The 16,886-nt window shown below is 44.3% G+C and carries 14 protein-coding genes; 6 read left to right on the top strand and 8 right to left on the bottom strand.

Features of this window, described 5'->3' with window-relative positions:
- Positions 1–147: 147 nt before the first annotated feature.
- From STSP1_RS01900 to STSP1_RS01885, 4 genes are read left to right on the top strand one after another with little or no spacing between them, the layout of a single operon-like run.
- Positions 148–1,236, top strand: coding sequence for an MlaD family protein (locus STSP1_RS01900; RefSeq protein ID WP_085754728.1), 1,089 nt, complete (start codon positions 148–150; stop codon positions 1,234–1,236).
- Positions 1,233–1,826, top strand: coding sequence for an ABC-type transport auxiliary lipoprotein family protein (locus STSP1_RS01895; protein ID WP_085754727.1), 594 nt, complete (start codon positions 1,233–1,235; stop codon positions 1,824–1,826). The genes STSP1_RS01900 and STSP1_RS01895 overlap by 4 nt, the downstream gene beginning before the upstream one ends.
- Positions 1,813–2,478, top strand: coding sequence for a 7-carboxy-7-deazaguanine synthase QueE (locus STSP1_RS01890; protein ID WP_085754726.1), 666 nt, complete (start codon positions 1,813–1,815; stop codon positions 2,476–2,478). The genes STSP1_RS01895 and STSP1_RS01890 overlap by 14 nt, the downstream gene beginning before the upstream one ends.
- Before the next feature lie 8 nt (positions 2,479–2,486).
- Positions 2,487–3,959 (top strand): radical SAM protein, encoded by a 1,473-nt coding sequence (locus STSP1_RS01885; protein ID WP_085754725.1) that lies wholly within the window; start codon positions 2,487–2,489, stop codon positions 3,957–3,959.
- A 9-nt stretch (positions 3,960–3,968) separates the two neighbouring features.
- On the opposite strand, the gene STSP1_RS01880 is transcribed toward STSP1_RS01885, so the two are convergent.
- From STSP1_RS01880 to STSP1_RS01855, 6 genes are all read right to left on the bottom strand, one after another.
- The gene (locus STSP1_RS01880) at positions 3,969–4,997 is read right to left on the bottom strand and encodes an SPFH domain-containing protein (RefSeq protein ID WP_085754724.1); all 1,029 of its coding nucleotides are present in this window, start codon (positions 4,995–4,997) and stop codon (positions 3,969–3,971) included.
- 28 nt (positions 4,998–5,025) lie between these two features.
- Positions 5,026–5,505, bottom strand: a complete 480-nt coding sequence (locus STSP1_RS01875; protein ID WP_085754723.1) for an NfeD family protein — start codon at positions 5,503–5,505, stop codon at positions 5,026–5,028.
- A gap of 79 nt (positions 5,506–5,584) precedes the next feature.
- Complete coding sequence (locus STSP1_RS01870) at positions 5,585–8,740, bottom strand: efflux RND transporter permease subunit (protein ID WP_085754722.1); 3,156 nt, start codon at positions 8,738–8,740, stop codon at positions 5,585–5,587.
- Complete coding sequence (locus STSP1_RS01865; protein ID WP_085754721.1) at positions 8,740–9,915, bottom strand: efflux RND transporter periplasmic adaptor subunit; 1,176 nt, start codon at positions 9,913–9,915, stop codon at positions 8,740–8,742. The genes STSP1_RS01870 and STSP1_RS01865 overlap by 1 nt, the downstream gene beginning before the upstream one ends.
- A complete protein-coding gene (locus STSP1_RS01860; RefSeq protein WP_085754720.1) occupies positions 9,905–11,344 on the bottom strand; it encodes an efflux transporter outer membrane subunit in 1,440 nt (479 codons plus the stop codon). The genes STSP1_RS01865 and STSP1_RS01860 overlap by 11 nt, the downstream gene beginning before the upstream one ends.
- On the bottom strand, positions 11,337–12,182 hold the full coding sequence (locus STSP1_RS01855) for a metallophosphoesterase (protein ID WP_085754719.1): 846 nt from the start codon (positions 12,180–12,182) through the stop codon (positions 11,337–11,339). Before STSP1_RS01855 ends, STSP1_RS01860 begins: the two co-directional genes overlap by 8 nt.
- A 154-nt stretch (positions 12,183–12,336) precedes the next feature.
- Here STSP1_RS01855 and STSP1_RS01850 point away from each other — a divergent pair, with 154 nt between their 5' ends.
- Together STSP1_RS01850 and rpiB are read left to right on the top strand one after the other, a co-directional pair.
- Positions 12,337–13,446 carry an L-threonylcarbamoyladenylate synthase gene (locus STSP1_RS01850; protein WP_085754718.1) on the top strand — a complete coding sequence of 370 codons (1,110 nt, stop codon included), beginning with the start codon at positions 12,337–12,339 and terminating at the stop codon, positions 13,444–13,446.
- Positions 13,443–13,898, top strand: a complete 456-nt coding sequence (gene rpiB / locus STSP1_RS01845; RefSeq protein WP_085754717.1) for a ribose 5-phosphate isomerase B — start codon at positions 13,443–13,445, stop codon at positions 13,896–13,898. Before STSP1_RS01850 ends, rpiB begins: the two co-directional genes overlap by 4 nt.
- Before the next feature lie 59 nt (positions 13,899–13,957).
- Here rpiB and pyrG read toward each other — a convergent pair whose 3' ends face one another.
- Positions 13,958–15,733: a glutamine hydrolyzing CTP synthase gene (gene pyrG / locus STSP1_RS01840; RefSeq protein WP_085754716.1), complete on the bottom strand. Its 1,776-nt coding sequence runs from the start codon at positions 15,731–15,733 to the stop codon at positions 13,958–13,960.
- A gap of 16 nt (positions 15,734–15,749) precedes the next feature.
- Positions 15,750–16,481 carry a 3-deoxy-manno-octulosonate cytidylyltransferase gene (gene kdsB / locus STSP1_RS01835; RefSeq protein WP_161491558.1) on the bottom strand — a complete coding sequence of 244 codons (732 nt, stop codon included), beginning with the start codon at positions 16,479–16,481 and terminating at the stop codon, positions 15,750–15,752.
- Positions 16,482–16,886 lie beyond the last annotated feature (405 nt).

Genomic DNA, 16,886 nt, shown 5'->3' with positions numbered 1-16,886 from the left:
GACAGCGGTGCAGACTTGCATCGCTGTTTTTTTATGGTTAATATATTGCTTAAAACTAAAAAAGTTATTGCAAATTAGAAAGTAAACTTTAGTATAAATCCCCGTGTTTCCGAGAACGTGAAGTTAAGTTTATAAGCTGAGGGAGATATGTCGAGGGAGCCGAATTATTTTAACATAGGGCTTTTCTTATTAACAGCAGCGCTGCTGCTTGTTGTAGGGGTTGTGGTATTTGGCACAGGAGCTGTGGGCGCCAAGAAGATTCGGATGGAGTCTTATTTTGATGAGTCCATTCAGGGATTAAGTGTTGGCTCGCCACTGAAATACAGAGGCGTTGAGATTGGCAGAGTTGAAAGCATAGATCTTGCCTCCAAGGTTTACAGCAGACAGCTCAAAGACGAGCAGATAAATAAATACGGCAAATATGTTCGCGTTGTAACTGCTGTGGACCCGCAAAAAGCCCCTGAAAGCCTTCTGGATAAAGACAATCTTTCCGAAACTAATCTCCGTGTTCGCGTAACTGCGCAGGGCATTACGGGAATCTCCTTTCTTGATGTTGATTATTTCACTCCAGCAGAAGACTATCCCGTTTTGGAGTATTCCTGGGAGCCGGAATATAAATGTATCCCTTCAACTGAAAGTATGATGAACAGCTTTCTTTCCAAGGCTGAGGATATAATGAAAGAGTTCTCTAAAGTAGAGTTCGGGAATATTTCTGACGAGCTTAATTCGCTTCTCGCCAAAACCAATCAGGCTATTGATGATGCGAGGATAAAAGAACTTTCAGATAATTTTATCACTCTCACAGAAGATTTAACCAGTACTTCAGAGAATGCAAGGAATCTTATTGCGGATTTAGATGAGTCTTTGAAAGCGGGAGAATTAAAAGAGCTTCAGAACTCTGCTATTGACACCCTTGAAAAAATTCAGGCATCCGCAAATGAGTTTGATAAAGGTGTTGCCTCTTTCGACGAGCTCTGCAATAATGCAAACGTACTTTTAGAATATAAAGAGTCCCAGACTGAAAGCGTTACTGTTCCGGAGCTTCTCCAAGAACTCAGAAACACCCTTACCCGTATAAGAACGATGGCAGCATCAAATTCACGCAGCATTGAAAAGCTTATCGACAACAGCAAGAGACTTACAGATAAACTAAATGATACCGCCGAGAAGATAAATCAGCAGCCTTCTACGGTGATTTTTTCTAATCCTCCTGAAAAGTCTGAGGTACTAAAATGAGACACTTGATTATTATTCTTACATTCGTCTTTATTTGCGGGTGCGCAAACGAAACAATGAGCGTAAAAGATTTGTATCTGCTTGAACCGGACCTTCCTGAAAGCATCGCTGATGCTCCGCAAGTTCCGATAAATATTGGGCATTTCCATACAGCAGATGCTTTTGATTACAAAAACTTTACATACAGAAAAGCGGAAGGCGTTTATGAAATAGATCATTACAGAAAATTCATTTCACCCAAAAGTTCAATGGTTGAAAACCGTCTAACCCAATGGCTTGATTCAAGCGGATTCAATGTTCAGCCCGATAATGTAAAGAGCGAGTATATTATCACCGGCATAATTAACGAATTTTATGCTAATTTTGTAAACTCTCTGAAACCGGAAGCTGTAATAGAACTGAAGATATTCATATCGACAAGAAACGCCGATCCGGTAAGTTCAAAAACATTCAGAGCAAAAAAACCGATTCTTGAAACTGATGAGAAAAATGCTATTGATTCTTGGGAGCAATGTTTAGAGCAAATCTTTCCAGAGGCTGCCCGGTTTATCTCAAAATCTGTTAAGGCACGCATAAATGAAAATCAGTGAAATATTCTATTCTATCCAAGGGGAAGGGCGTCTTGCAGGTGTTCCATCGCTGTTTATTCGCACAGCAGGCTGCCCGGTGAACTGCCCTTGGTGCGACACTGATTACGCCAAATCCTTTGATGCAGGTGAAGAGATGAGCGTTGCTCAAATTCTTCGCCGAGCTGATGCAAGAGATGGCAGCAATGTAGTTATCACTGGAGGCGAGCCGTTAATACAGGAGGATTTAGCTGATCTGTGCTACGGTCTCCGAGCAATCAGCCCGCATATTACCTTGGAAACAAGCGGGATACTGCCGGCAGGTGATCTGGCAGTGGATCTTATGAGCATAAGCCCGAAGCTTAGCAACGCACAGAACGATGAAGAAAAAAACTTCGAGCATTTCTACCCCGAGATTATCTCAGGTTTGATAGAGGAGTATTCCTCTCAGATAAAATTCGTAGTATCTGATTTACAGGATGTGCTTGAAGCCGGCAGGGCAGTGAAAGAGATTTCGGCGGTTGGGAGGGCAGATTTGATGCTTATGCCAATGGCTTCTACATTTGAAGAATATCAGCTCAAGGCTCCTGAAGTGGCTCAATACTGCCTTGGTTTTGGATACACCTTTTGCCCGCGTCTGCAGCTGGTTTTATTCGGCGGCGGAAAAGGGGCTTAAAAGCTCTTATGGCAAGAAAAAGAGTAATCATAGACTGTTATACCGACGAACCTGCCGGTCTTGGGGTGCCTCCATTTTTAGGTACGCATCCAAGGATAGTTTTCGGAGAGCTTAAAGGTAAAGCGGAATATCTCACAATAGACGATTTGAGAATTTTTTCTGCGCAAATCAAGCTAACTTCCAGCAAACTCGATCCTCCAACAGCTAAAACACGAATTGATCTTTTAAACCGAACCAGAAGCCCTGAAAAAGCGAAACAGCTGCTCAGCTCTGCAGATCAGATTATTGTTGTTGCAGGCCTGCAAACTCCGGGCAAATACCTCTCAGCCCAGCCTGCCGGACTCAAAGAAATTTCAAAACTGTTAAAACCCCTCAAGGCCACCAAAATACTCACAGGCCCTGCCGCTTCAATCGGTACTCAGCAAATGGGCGGATTTGCTGCTGAGCTGCCTGATAGAGGGATATTCGATCATATTCGTGAATATAAATTTGCTGACTACAGAGAAATGCAGCCCGCTTTCACAAAAGGGGCAGATGTTCTCAAACAAATAACTGCTGAAAGAATTATCGAAATAGAAACTGGCAGAGGGTGCTCACGTCAGAGCGGCTGTTCTTTCTGCACCGAGCCTCTCAAGCAGCAGCTCTGTTGGAGGGAGCCTGATCTGATTATTGAAGAGGTTAAAAAATTAACACAAAACGGTGCAGCGCGCTTCAGGCTCGGCAAGCAGTCCTGCATTTACAGCTATATGAAATCAAGCCCCGAAAAGTTAGAGCAGCTTCTCTCAGGAATAAAGGCTCTCGAGCCTTCGGTTTTTCATATTGACAATGCCAACCCTGCTTTTGTAACCAAAGAGCTTACTGAGCTTTTTGTTAAATATCTAACACCCGGCAGCACTGCTGCAATGGGCGCAGAAACATTTGACCCTGAGGTTTACCGCCTCAATAACCTAAACAGCTCTCCTGAGAATACCCTTCAAGCGATAGAGATAATTAACGAATGCGGGCGGAGTTATGGAGATAATGGAATGCCCGCACTCCTGCCCGGGATTAATATTCTGCTCGGCCTTGAAGGCGAATCGGAGCGAACGCTTGAGCTGAACTTTCAAGCCCTAAAAGATATGCTCAAGAAAGATCTGTTCGTTCGCAGGATAAACATAAGGCAGGTTGTTCCGTTCCCGGGAACAAGGCTCTATGAAGTGGCTGGGGATAGATATCTTCGGAAAAACAAACACCTTTACTCCGCATGGAGTCGAAAAATTCGAGAAGAAATAGACCTTCCAATGCTCGAGAAAATTTTCCCCGAAGGCCATAGATTATACGGCCTTCTTGCAGAAACCCATGAGGGAAACGTAACATTTTTGCGGCATCCGGGCAGCTACCCGATAATCGTAGGCGTAAGGCAGAGATTAGAGCTCGGCCGTTTTTATGATGTTAAAGTTACCGGCCATATGCTCAGAAGCCTTACCGGAGAGCTGATTTGAAAATTAATCTTATCCTTGATTTTCGCCCTCTGAGCTGCTCTTCTTTGAGGTTCTGTTTCTTTGGTTCTGCTGGTTATCTGAATTTTTCGGAGTAAAATTTTGGTTTTTAACCACTTCTGAAGCAGTTTTGATAAATCCTGAAATATCTGCAAGGTCGCTTGGTATTATCATTGTGTTGTTAGTTTTGGCGAGCCTGCCGAATTCCCCTATATACTGCTCAGCAATACGAAGGTTAACAGCATCAGAACCGCCGGGTTCGTTGATTGCAGTAGAAATCATCTTAAGACCTTCGGATGTGGCTTTAGCAACGAGCTTGATCTCGGAAGCCCTTCCGGCAGCCTCATTGATTCGCTTCATTTTCTCACCTTCACTGAGGCTTATAGACTCTTGCTTTACACCTTCAGCACGATTGATTTTAGCCTGCCGCTGACCTTCAGACTCAGCTATCATAGCCCTCTTCTCTCGCTCAGCTCGCATCTGCTTTTCCATAGCATCTTTAATGCTCTGGGGCGGAATGATATTCTTCACTTCATATCTTGTAACCTTCACTCCCCAAGGGTCGGAGGCTTTGTCAACTGCATCAACAATTGTCTGATTTATCTCCTCACGAACCTCAAAGGTTTTGTCGAGCTCTAATTTGCCTATAACGCTTCGCATGGTTGTCTGGGCAAGCTGGATGGAGGCAAAATGATAATTATCAATTCCGTAAGATGCCTTTACTGCATCGATAACCCTCAGATAAAGCACCCCATCTACCTCAACGGCAATATTATCTTTAGTAATGCACTGCTGTGGGGGCACGTCAATCGCCTGCTCTTTGAGGGTATGCTTGTATGCAACCTTATCGATAAACGGAATAAGAATATGGAAACCGGCACTGAGGGTTTTTTTGTACTTTCCAAGGGTTTCAATTATGAATGCGGTTTTCTGGGGAACAACCCTTGCTGTCTTGATAAGGGCAATAACGACCAGAATTCCGAATAGGAAAGCAAGTAATCCGCCTGTGGAGACATCTGCTATTATAATCTGATTCACCATTTAAAATACTCCTGAGAAATATTGACAGTTATTCTTCTACGCACCTTTTTACCTTCAGAGTGAGGTTATCGTGCGAGATTATTTCAGCATATTCGCCGGCTTTTATACGCTCCTTGCTTGAAGCGTTCCATGTGCTGCCCTGAAATTCAACTTTGCCTGTAACACCAGGTTTAATATCTTTTGCAACCTTTACAATCTTGCCGGTAAAATCGTCTTCATTAAAGTCGTTCAGGCCGCCGCTTTTCTGGTCGCCGTAAAACATTCGCTTGGCGTATTTTCTCAGGAAAATAAGGCTCAGTACTGAAAAGACTGTGAACATTATCATCTGCGCAGTGAAGCTTACTGTAACAAATCCGGAAAGCAGCTGAGTGATTACTGCTGTTAGAATTGCCCCTATACCGAAAAACACTACGATAAATCCGGGGAAAGAGAACTCCAGAAAAATCAGAACTATCCCCGCTACCATCCAAAGAAAAAAGGGATCTGTAAAATTGCTCAGCCAATCCATTTTTATACCTTTAGAATAAAAAACAATCTTTACCTGCTGGTAATATTAACATAAGGCTCGGTAAATAGCTATAAAAATTCTAATTTTTTCGCGCATTTTTCGCCGTAAAAATAGACCAATATATATCCTCAATTATCATATACAGCGACGGGACAAGTATCAAGGTGATGCAAGTAGCAAACAGGACGCCGAAAGCGAGACTCACGGCCATTGGAATCAAGAATTGTGCTTGAAGGGACTGTTCAAGAATCATTGGAACAAGGCCGAAAAAGGTGGTTAATGTGGTCAGCAGGATAGGGCGGAGTCTGCTCACAGCAGAATCTATAACAGCCTGATAAAGACTCAAACCGTTTTTTCTTTCTCTGTTGATAAGGTCTATGAGTATAAGCGAATCATTTACCACAATTCCTGTAAGGGCAACTATTCCGAAAGTGCTCATAAGGGACAAATCGAATCCCATAAGCAAATGCCCTGCAACAGCGCCTATAATCCCAAACGGGATTGCACTCATTACAATTACCGGCTGAATATAGCTCCTGAACTGAACTGCTATGAGTGCATAGATGCCGAAAAATGCGTAAATGAATCCGTTTCCAAGGCTCGACATACTCTCATTCATCGATTTCTGCTCTCCCTCCACATCGTAGGTGAGTTTGGGGTAATCTCTTTTCATATTAGGAAGGATTGTGCTGAATATGTAGTTATTAACCTCCTGCGAGTTTGCCTCAAGCGGGTCAACATCTGCGCTTACAGTGATAGTACGCTGCCTGTTTGAGCGGTTGATTTGCGAATAGCCTCTGCCGTATTCGATATTGACAGCAGTTTCAAAGGGTATCTGTCTTGAGTCGGGGGTTTTAATCATCACATTCTTAATATCCCTAAGAGTGGTTCTTTTCTCGTATGGATACCTAAGCATAATCCGAACTTCATCCTTCTGCCTTTGAATCCTCTGAACCTCATCGCCGTAAAATCCCTGTCTCGCCTGAATGGCAATATCTGCAAGGGTGAGCCCTGCGTCCCTCCCTTCACGAGACAGAGAAAGTTTAATTTCTCTTTTGCCTTGCTCAAAGTTGTCTTTAATGTCCTTTACCCCCGGGATTTGAGCTATTCGTTTTTTGAAAATCTCAACAGAAGATTTGAGTTTTTCAAAATCCCTGTTTCCAAGCTCTATTTTCACTGCCTCCCCTGCATCCTGCATTGTGTAGTTGTATTTAATCGAATTCAGTCCGGGTATCAGACCTACATTTTCCCGCCATCTGTTCACAAATTCTTTCGAGGAAATACTCCTCTCTTCAGCACTACGAAGCTCAACTTCCACAACAGCAAGATGAGATGATGCAGACCCGTCTGATATCTGAGGCCCGGGCGAATTGTCAACTATCTGAGACTTGCCCACAATCGTTGTGATGTATCTGAGCATTGATTTCTCATCTCTTTCAGATTTGTTTAGTTCTGAGGCAGTTTTTCTGCCGGCTTTTTCAACTTTTGCAGCGGCCTTTCGGGTTTTCTCAGATGGCGTTCCCACGGGCATTTCTATCGAAACGCTTACGGTATCCGAATCAACTGAAGGAAAGAAAGTGTATTTTACATAGCCTGCCCTTATTACTGCAAATGTAATGATCAAAACAAACAATCCGCAGGCCATGGTAACGTATCGCCAGCTTATAATTTTTTCAATAATCCTTTTGAAAGTCCCTTCGGAGAATTTTTTGTAGGATTTATCTATAAGATTTCTGAGCCTTCCCGGGCGGTCTCTGCCGGTCTTTTTCATAGAAGCATCAAGATGAGCAGGCAGGATAAGCAAAGACTCCACCAGAGATATTGCAAGAACTGCTATAACCACAATTGGTATAACCCTGAGGATTCGTCCCATGATCCCAATAGTAAACATCATAGGCAGGAATGCTACAATGGTGGTCAAAACGGCTATCGTAACAGGGCTCGCCATCTCTTTTGCGCCTTGTACAGCGGCCTTAGAGGCAGGTACTCCTTTCTGATGGAGCGCATGGATATTCTCGCCTACAACAATAGCATCGTCAACGACAATTCCAAGGCATATTATAAAAGCAAACAGAGAGAGCATATCTATCGATACACCCAGAAAAGACAAAATGATCATCGCCCCCATAAATGAGATTGGTATCCCGAGGGTTGTCCAGAAGGAGAGCCGGATATTGAGCGAGATCAGAAGGCAGATGAATACAAGAATCAGGCCGTTTCGTCCGTTGTTAAGCAGGAGGCTCAGCCGAGATCGCAGATGCACTGAATAGTCGTTGTAAGTTTGCATCTTTATGCCGGCTGGCAGAGAGCTTCCGTTTTTCTCAACGTATTCATTAACTGCGGCAGCTATATCAACAGCATCCTGCCTTCCCACTCTGCCTACCTCCACGAGTACAGCAGGCTCTCCGTTGAATCTTGTTATCATAGGAGTTTCTTCAAAGCCGTCTATCACTTTGCCGATCTCTGAGAGCCGCAGAAAGCTGCCGTCCTTGTTGGTCTTTACGATAATATCTTCGAATTCCTCGCCAACATACATCTGTCCTTGCGTACGTATGAGAATTTCGCCGCTGCCGGTTTCTATCGAACCGCCCGGTACATCAATTGAAGACTCCGCTATAACTCTGCTGATTTCACTGAAAGTGAGGTTGTATTTTCGAAGCAACTTTTCTGATACTTCAATTGAAATTTCGTAGGGCGGGGCGCCCTTAATGCTGCATTTGGTAATCTTCTCGCTGTCTAAAAGGTCATCTCGAACGTCTTCGCCTATTTTTCTGAGCGATTTCTGGGTTGCATTCCCGTAAACCATAACAGTTACGATATGATCTGACTGGTCAACCTCGGATATCTCAGGCTTTTCAGCCTCTTCAGGGAATGTTCTTATGCGGTCAACCTCTTTTTTTATCTCATCGAGCATTTCGCTTGTATCAGCAAAATCCTCCAGCTCTACTAACACCCAGCCAACCCCCTCAGAAGCGGTTGAGTAAACCTTCTTTATGTCTTCCAGCCCTGAAACAGCCTCCTCTAATGGCAGGCAAATCCCTGTTTCCACCTCCTCAGGTGAAGCTCCGAGATACTGAACAGTTATTGTTATCATCTTGTTGTCTATATCAGGGAATATCTCAAGATTGCTCGTTAAGGACGCTGCAATACCTCCGCCTATTATCACAAACATAAGCAGATTAGCCGCAACGTGATTCCCTGCAAACCAGCTTATCAGCCCTTTCTTTGAATCCATCAATTCTGCTCCGATTGTTTGCTTTCGCTGCCTGCCGGATTGATTTTCATACCTTCCACTGGGGAATCAATCATACTGGTGATTATTTTTTCCCCATCTTTCAGGCCTTCGGATATGTATGCAAATTTTCTGTCTATGCGAAGAACTTTAACTTTTCTGATTTCAAGCTGGTCTTCAGTGTTTGCTACCCAAACCTCTTTCATATTATGAACCGCTGTGCTGGGCACGGCTGCGATATTTTCTCTCTCATCTCCGATAAATCTTGCCTTTACAAACATCCCGGGTAGAGGTATTAGTCCGGAGCCTTCAAAGCCTTTTTTTCTTATCTCCACGATTACAGTTACCATTCTCGTGCCGCGATTAACTCTTCCTGCATTTCTTGCAGCCCGCCCGAGCCAGCTGTATTTATCCCCGGCAAATTCAGCCTCAACCTGAACTTCGCCTCCATTACGCCCGCCAACTGCAAACCACTGCAAGTCTTCATCTCTCAAAGGCACTTCAACATTAAAAATTTCGGTTGAATAAACTTTCCCCGCAGGTTCGCCCGGGGCTATATATTCACCTTCTTCTTTAAGTTTTTCTGTGAGAATGCCATTGAAAGGCATTGAAATCCGCGTTCTGTTAAGATCGAGCTTGGCCTTTTCAAGCCGTGCTTTTGCGCTTTCAAGAGCAGCTTCTGCCTCATTGACCTGCGGAATCCTGAATACAAGCGGGTTAGCCGGCTCTTTATCTGGATGAAGCTCTCTCCATTCCCTTTTTGCTACATCAGCCTGAGCAAGCTCCTTATCGAGATTCACCTCTGCCGCTGCAACGGAAGCCCTTGCTGTTTCAAGTGCGATTTGGTAATCACGCCGGTCTATCTCAAGCAATGTTTTGCCTTTCTTGAAGCCTTCGCCTTTGTTTATATCGAACCGGGTAATCTTTCCAGGCACCTCGCTTATGATTTGCGATGATGTTTCCGGCACAACATTACCGTAATTTTCAACAATCACAGGTCTGTCTTCGAGTTTTACAACCAACGTTTCCACTGCCGGCACTAATTTAGAAGCCTTTTCCGGTGTGATTTTCGTCCGGGTCTTAAAGATAAGATATGCCCCGAGACCAGCTGCCGAAAGTATCAGAAGAAATATAACTGCCTGAGCAGCGGGCCTTACGGCTTTTTCATTATTTTGCATCTATTCCGCCTCGCTTAGTTTTTTTGTTATCCTGACCCATTTCCCAGTTACCACCAAGGGCAAGGTGAAGATTGCATCTGTTCACCCAAATCTGACCTGTCATATAATTAACCTGAAACTCCGTATTCCGTCTGCGTCTTTCTGCCTGTAGAAGGGCGGTAAAAGCTGCAAGCCCGGAGTTGTATTCACGCTTAATGCTTCTTTCAGCCTTTTTTGCCTGTTTCAGGCTTTCGTTAAGATTTTTAAGCCGAATGTTGTAGAGTTTTTCCTGCATCAGCAGAGTTTCAACCTCTTTTAATGCGTCGAGAAAGGATTTTGAATACTCCAATGCAAGCTCTTCAACTCTCGCCTTATTGTATTTCACAGCCGCCTTTAATCTTCCGCCTTCAAATAAAGGCTGAGTAATATTAGCTGCGATGGAGTAAACAGAATTTTTGCTTTCTAAAAGGCCGGAAAAATCCTCAGAAAGCCTCCCCGCTGAAGTTGTAAGAGATATCTGCGGGTACATATCAGCGATGCTCACATTTAAATCCTGAACTGCCGCTGCGAGCCTGCGACGGCTGGCTCTGAGATCAGGTCTGCGATCGAGAAGCGAAGCGGGGACTATCTCTGCAAGCTCTGCCGGTTCGGGCAGCCCGATTTCATCCTCTTTCAGCTGGGTTTCGCCGGGCGGGCGGCCGAGGATTATATCAAGCGAGTAAAGATAGTTTTTAAGCTGTTTTTCATAATCAGGTATCTCAGCCCTCACAGATGCAAGGTTCTGCTTTGCAAGATGAACTTCAGATACATTCGCTACTCCATTCTGATATCTTCTTTCCACTGTCTTAGCGGTTTTTTCCCAGCTTCGAGCATTTTGCCTGCTCACCCCCAGCTGCCTGCTTGCCACAACTGAAAGCGCCCTTAATTTTACCGTGCTTGAAACAACCGAATGCATAACAGAGAGCCTGCTTTCTCTGCTTGCCAAAAATCTCTCAAGAGCGGCTCTTTCTCCTGCTGCCTGCTTACCGAAAAGATCGAGTAAATAGTTGATTCTCAGGCCCGCCTGCAGATTATCAGAAGTTTTATAGGCCGGCATGTCCTTCCCTCTTGATGCAGACATCTCAAGATTTGCATAAGGCCAGTCCTGAGAGGCCTGAATGTTGAGATTTTGCTTTGCCTGATTAACCCTTGAAAATGCCGATTTAATGCTTGGGTTGTTCTTTAAGGCCGTTTGAACCAAACGGTTAGTCTCCGGGTCTTGAAACTGTTCCCACCACTTGCCTGAAAAAAACTCATATTCGTCATTAGCACCTGAGAGGCTTTCGGGTTGGTTTACAAATTTATCCGGCGCATCAGGTGCATATCTTTCTCTGCTGTAATAATCTCTTGGCGTGCAGCCGGCAATCAAAATCACATAGAAAAGAAGAAATATGTTCAATAGTTTAACCATTTCCCATTTTGTCTTTCAGCAAAGTTATGATACTTATTTCTCCAGGGCAGTTCAGCCTTGCTGTGAGCCTACTGCTCCCCACGCCAGCGGTCGTTATTCCGGAAAGATTCTTGTATTTCCATTGCCCTCTGGCATAACGCCTCGGAGCGCGGCAGTTAGTGAAAACAGGAATCCCGCTCGGCAGGCAGAACTGCCCTGCATGGGTATGTCCTGCAAGCATCAGCGAGAAATTTGTCTGCTGAGCCCTCAAATAGTAGTTCGGGTTGTGGCACAGCAGAATCCGGAATTTTGTGTCATGGTTTAACGAACTCATCATGGCATCCCAGTCATCATTACGCAGTTTATGGTGGTCTCCAAGGCCTGCAACGCTGATCTTTTCGCCAGCTTCTGATTCAATCTCTGCGGAGCTGTTAATGAGCATACAAGCACCGGCATTCCCAAGATGTTCTGAGATGAACAAGGAATCGTGATTTCCTAGAATAGAATGAATTACTGTGGTTTTGCTTTTTATTTCTCTCAGAAGCGAGTTCATAAACCTGCATACCCATACCGGAAATTCACCGTCTCCCCAGGCATAATCTCCGCCCAAAAAACAATAGTCGAAATCGAGTGATTTCACCATCTCAAGCACCTTTTCGTGAAAACCCTCTCTGCCCGGGTAGTGTAGATCTGCAATAAATAGAATCTTTTTACCTGAGAATGAAGCCGGCAAATTGGGAAATGCTAGATTGTAGCATCGCACTTTAATGTTGTAATACTCTCTTCTGGCACGTTTCCAAAATCCAGCAGCCTTGAGGATTCTCATTGCAGTTATATCCTCGAAATCTGCGTTTATCATGCCGGGTTCTTTTTGTTGTAAAAAATTCAAGGCATCCCTTTTATATTCAGCAGAGCTTTAATCAATTTGCAAAAGAATTATACGCAACAATTGGGCTTGTTCAACGATTAACAACGATTGATTTTATCTAAAATAACAATATAATAATATTTCTATGCATACAAAAATATATCAAAACTTAGAGATAGAATCCCAAGAGCTTTCCGAAGCTGCGGAGATTTTGAAAAGGGGCGGTATAGTAGCCTTCCCAACGGAAACTGTCTATGGGCTCGCAGCCAGGGCAGACAGCGAAACTGCCTCTAAGCTCAGCGAGCTAAAGAGCAGGAAAGAGGGGAAATATTATTCCCTGCATATACCATTTCCTGAGGCTTTGAGCAGTTATGTCCCTGAGATAGATCTTAAATCCAAGAAGATAGTAGATAACTTCTGGCCTGGACCGCTTACTATGGTCTTTAAAGTCCCGCCCGAAAAAATGCCTCGTAATCATCGTAAACTCGCTGAAAAATGGGACTCAATTTACCACAATCAGACCGTAGGCGTCAGATGCCCAGACGAAGAAACCGCTGCAAGGTTTCTATATCTGGCTGGTATTCCCGTAGTGGCAACAAGCGCAAATATTTCCGGAAAAGAACCGGCTGTCAGCGGCGAAGAGGTTATAGAGCAGTTCGACGGAAAAGTTGATGCTATCATTGACGGGGGCGTTTGCACCGAGGCATTGAACAGCACAGTTGCTATGATATCCCAAAACAAGCTTATGGTTCTCAGGGAAGGAGCTGTGAAAGAACAGGAACTTTTGGATATTTCAGCGATTAAGCTGCTTTTTGTCTGCGAGGCCAATACGCTCTCAAGCCCTATAGCAGCAGAGCTCTGCAGGAAAAGTCTTGCGGAAAATTTTGATTGCAGTGTTTCCCAGCTCGAGGAAAAAGGCTATAATATCTCATGTGCTGGTGTTAAAATTGAAATAGATAAGCCTGCACAGAATGCTGCAATGGAATTTGCTAAATCTATCGGCGGAAATCTCGATGAACATATAACTACCGGTCTTTCTGAAAAAGATATTATAGAAAGCGATGCGATATTTGTAATGGCAAAAAAACAGAGGGAAAGGATCCTCGAATTTTACCCTCAAGTGCGTGATAAATGTTATCTTTTGCGTAAGGGAAAAGACATAATTGAGCCGGATGGGAAAGGCGAAGACTTCCAGAAATTTGTAGAATTGCTGGAAGATTCGGTCAATAAAAGATTAGGTGAAATTGTATTATGATTATAGCTTTAGCTAACGACCATAGAGGTTACGAAACAAAAGTACTTATTAAAGGCCTTGTCGAAAAAATGGGGCACAAATGCGTAGATTACGGCTCCGACGGAAAAAGCCCTGTTGATTATCCTGATGTAGGCTATTCAGCAGCTATAGCTGTTTCTAACGGTGAGGCGGAAAGGGGAATCCTAATTTGCGGTACCGGCATTGGTATGTGTATTACTGCAAACAAGGTGAAAAATGTACGCGGCGCTCTCTGCTTTGATGAGATAAATGCGCGCGTTTCAAGACAGCATAATGATGCTAACGTTCTTTGTCTTTCCGGCGATTTGCTCGGAGAGAGTTCTGTAAGAAGGATAGTTGAAGTATGGCTGGAGACAGACTTTATGGGGGGAAGACACCAGCAGAGGCTCGATAAGGTTCGCAAAATAGAGCAGGGCGAAGACCCGCGGGAATAACTTTTAAAGCCTCAGCCAGCGGGTAATTTATAATTTCACCCGAAACATAAAGCGAAATATTATTTACGCACCGCCTTTTTAACAAGGGTTGAAACGTCCTCGGGATAAATTCCCGGGTATTTATGCTTCATAGCTGCTACAATCAGGCCAAGAAACATTGGGCTGGGATTGAGCGGTCTTGATGTAAGGCATGGGTGTGCCTGAGTTCCGATGAAATACGGGTGTTCAGGCAGCTCTAGAATTTGCATTATAGGATGGTTCGGCGCTTTTCCTGAGAACACGAGTCCTGCATTTTGAAGCTGTTCTATGTATTCAGGGTCAACTTCATATCTGTGTCTGAATCTGAGCCTTGCGGTCTGCTCATCACCAAAAAGCTTATAAGCAAGCGTATCCTTCTTGATTTCCACATCCCTTCCCCCAAGACGCATATTTCCGCCTAGCCCTTCAATCTTTTTCTGTTCCGGCAGGAGGTTTATCACTGCGCTGCCGCAGTTTGGAGCGATTTCAGAGCTGTTGGCATCTTTTATCCCGCATACATTCCTCGCATATTCAATCACAGCCATCTGAAAGCCGAGGCAGAGCCCCAGATATGGCAAATCGTGCTCTCTTGCATACCTTATGCATTCTATCTTGCCCTCAGTTCCCCGTACGCCGAATCCGCCCGGAACTATTATCCCGTCAACGCCTCTTAGAGCAGCTTCAGTGTTTTCCGGGGTGATGTCTGTAACCTCTATCCACTCCACATTAACCTTGCAGCCAAGCCATGCCTCGCAGTGCTCAATCGCATTGCTGATTGATGCATAGCTGTCCCGTACGGATATGTATTTGCCGGTTATCCCTATTGTAACCTCATTTTTATGGTCTTTAGTTACCCGATCGGTAAAATCGCACCATTTTTCCCATTCACTGCGTTCCTTGCGCAGATCTATCTTGTCTTCAATCCCCAGCATTTTTATGATGCTGAAATCCACGCCGCTGTCTCTGAGCATTGCGGGGATAAGGTATATGCTTTTTGAATCGTGCATACTGAATACGTTGCTGAAGGGTACGTTGCTGAAAAGGCTGATCTTCTCTCTAACCTGCTCTGTTACCTCTTCTTCGCATCTGCAAGCTATAATTGAGGGCTGAATACCTTTCTGAAGCAGTTCCCTTATTCCAAGCTGTGCGGCCTTTGATTTCTGCTCTCCGAGGGTCTGCGGGGCAAGGATATAGGTTAGGGCCACGAAACAGCAGTTGCTGTCTCCCTCCTCGTTTGCCAGTTCACGCATTGCCTCGATGTAGAATGCGTTTTCCAGATCGCCTGCAGTTCCTCCGATTTCCACGAAAACGACATCCGCTTCGCTGTCTCTTGCAAGCACACGAAGCTTGCGTTTGACCTCGCCTGTAACATGAGGGATAACTTGAACATCCCGGCCTAGGTAGCCGCCGCCTCTCTCTGTTTTCAGCACAGAACTGAATACTTGACCGTTGGTGCTGAAATTCTGTTTGGAAAGGTCTAAATTGAGCATTCTCTCATAAGTTCCAAGGTCCATATCGCATTCCATGCCGTCATCGAGAACGAAAACCTCTCCGTGCCGGAATGGATTAAGCGTGCCGGAATCCATATTGAGATACCCTTCTAGCTTCACGGGAGATACCTTAAGGCCCTTATCCTGCATAAGCTTGGCAACGCACGAGGAGAATATACCCTTGCCCAATCCGCTCATAACTGTACCGAGAACTACTACATACTTAGTTTTTCCCTTAACATACCCTTTTGGTACGGGAGAGAAGAATTCAGTATCCGAGGATTTATTGCTGATGCTTGCAAATATATCTTCCCTTTTCTGGGACATTGTTACCGCCGTAAAATTATTTAAGTATTCTTTTAACAAAAGCCATATACTGCTTTTCCGTATCTATTCCTTCGTGCGCCTCCGGAATTTCATCTGCTATGATCCTGAAGCCGTTTTCCAGAGCTCGAAGCTGTTCGAGTGATTCGCTTATCTCAAGCGGAGTCTGGTGCATTTGGGTGATTTTCATAAGAAAATCCTTTCTGTACGCATAGACCCCTAAATGCCGTTTCATAAGACTTAAATTAGGCTGCCCGTCTTTACGTGAGTACGGTACGGGCTGTCTGGTAAAATAAATCGCATACCCGTTTTCTGCAACAACTGCCTTTACCGCGTTCTGGTTTTCAGCTTCTCTTCGATCCTTAACCGGCGTAACAAGCGTTGCCATATCTGCCTCTTTGTTGTTTTCAAGCAGTTTTGCAAGCAGGTCGAGATTTTTCGGGTCTATCTCAGGCTCATCAGCCTGAACATTAACGATAATATCGCAGTCTGTGTTCTCAGCGGCTTTGGCAACCCTGTCTGTACCGCTCTTCAAAGCAGGGTCAGTGAGGACGCACTCTGCGCCGAAACTTTGGCATGCCTGCAAAACTTTCTCGCTGTCAACGGCGATTATGACTTTATCTGCCGATTCGGCTTTAGCAGCAGTTTCATAAGTGTGCTGCACAAGATATTTGCCAGTTTCTGAGGCGAGAATCTTACCCTTGAAACGGGTGGAATCATATCTGGCGGGAATTATTATAACAGTCTTCAAGTTGTATCCTTGCAGTTAGTTTTCTATTTATTTTCTAAAACTCACTGCCTAAATACTATATATATTTTCGGCATTAAAGTCAATATGAAATAATATTTCAGGTTTATTTTTAGACAGGATTGAAAGGATGGGATGTAAATCCCAAATTAAACACATATATTACCAAATTGCTGGGATTTTTGGGCAATTGACGTGTGGCGAGAAGATTCCCCGCACAAGAGCGGCCGCCGCTTTCTGCCGCCAGCTTTTATCGCATAAATAAATAATCAACAAAAATTAGTGCGGATTAGCGTTTACTAAGTCCTTCGCTAAAATCAACGCTGCTCAGAGACTGAAAATGCTGCTCTTTGGATTTTGGGATTTTCGTATTTCAACTTTTCGTTCTTCTAAATACACGACAGCATA

This window comes from Sedimentisphaera salicampi (assembly GCF_002117005.1).
GTDB classification, from domain to species: domain Bacteria; phylum Planctomycetota; class Phycisphaerae; order Sedimentisphaerales; family Sedimentisphaeraceae; genus Sedimentisphaera; species Sedimentisphaera salicampi.
The sequence above is the reverse complement of the archived record's forward strand: the minus strand, read 5'-3'. Positions and strand labels throughout refer to the sequence as shown.

What these genes read in the sequence shown, in the direction of transcription:
- STSP1_RS01900 (WP_085754728.1), top strand. Translation starts at nt 148, where the DNA reads ATGTCGAGGGAGCCGAATTATTTTAACATAGGGCTTTTCTTATTAACA.
- STSP1_RS01895 (WP_085754727.1), top strand. Translation starts at nt 1,233, where the DNA reads ATGAGACACTTGATTATTATTCTTACATTCGTCTTTATTTGCGGGTGC.
- STSP1_RS01890 (WP_085754726.1), top strand. Translation starts at nt 1,813, where the DNA reads ATGAAAATCAGTGAAATATTCTATTCTATCCAAGGGGAAGGGCGTCTT.
- STSP1_RS01885 (WP_085754725.1), top strand. Translation starts at nt 2,487, where the DNA reads ATGGCAAGAAAAAGAGTAATCATAGACTGTTATACCGACGAACCTGCC.
- STSP1_RS01880 (WP_085754724.1), bottom strand. Translation starts at nt 4,997, where the DNA reads ATGGTGAATCAGATTATAATAGCAGATGTCTCCACAGGCGGATTACTT.
- STSP1_RS01875 (WP_085754723.1), bottom strand. Translation starts at nt 5,505, where the DNA reads ATGGATTGGCTGAGCAATTTTACAGATCCCTTTTTTCTTTGGATGGTA.
- STSP1_RS01870 (WP_085754722.1), bottom strand. Translation starts at nt 8,740, where the DNA reads ATGGATTCAAAGAAAGGGCTGATAAGCTGGTTTGCAGGGAATCACGTT.
- STSP1_RS01865 (WP_085754721.1), bottom strand. Translation starts at nt 9,915, where the DNA reads ATGCAAAATAATGAAAAAGCCGTAAGGCCCGCTGCTCAGGCAGTTATA.
- STSP1_RS01860 (WP_085754720.1), bottom strand. Translation starts at nt 11,344, where the DNA reads ATGGTTAAACTATTGAACATATTTCTTCTTTTCTATGTGATTTTGATT.
- STSP1_RS01855 (WP_085754719.1), bottom strand. Translation starts at nt 12,182, where the DNA reads ATGATAAACGCAGATTTCGAGGATATAACTGCAATGAGAATCCTCAAG.
- STSP1_RS01850 (WP_085754718.1), top strand. Translation starts at nt 12,337, where the DNA reads ATGCATACAAAAATATATCAAAACTTAGAGATAGAATCCCAAGAGCTT.
- rpiB (WP_085754717.1), top strand. Translation starts at nt 13,443, where the DNA reads ATGATTATAGCTTTAGCTAACGACCATAGAGGTTACGAAACAAAAGTA.
- pyrG (WP_085754716.1), bottom strand. Translation starts at nt 15,733, where the DNA reads ATGTCCCAGAAAAGGGAAGATATATTTGCAAGCATCAGCAATAAATCC.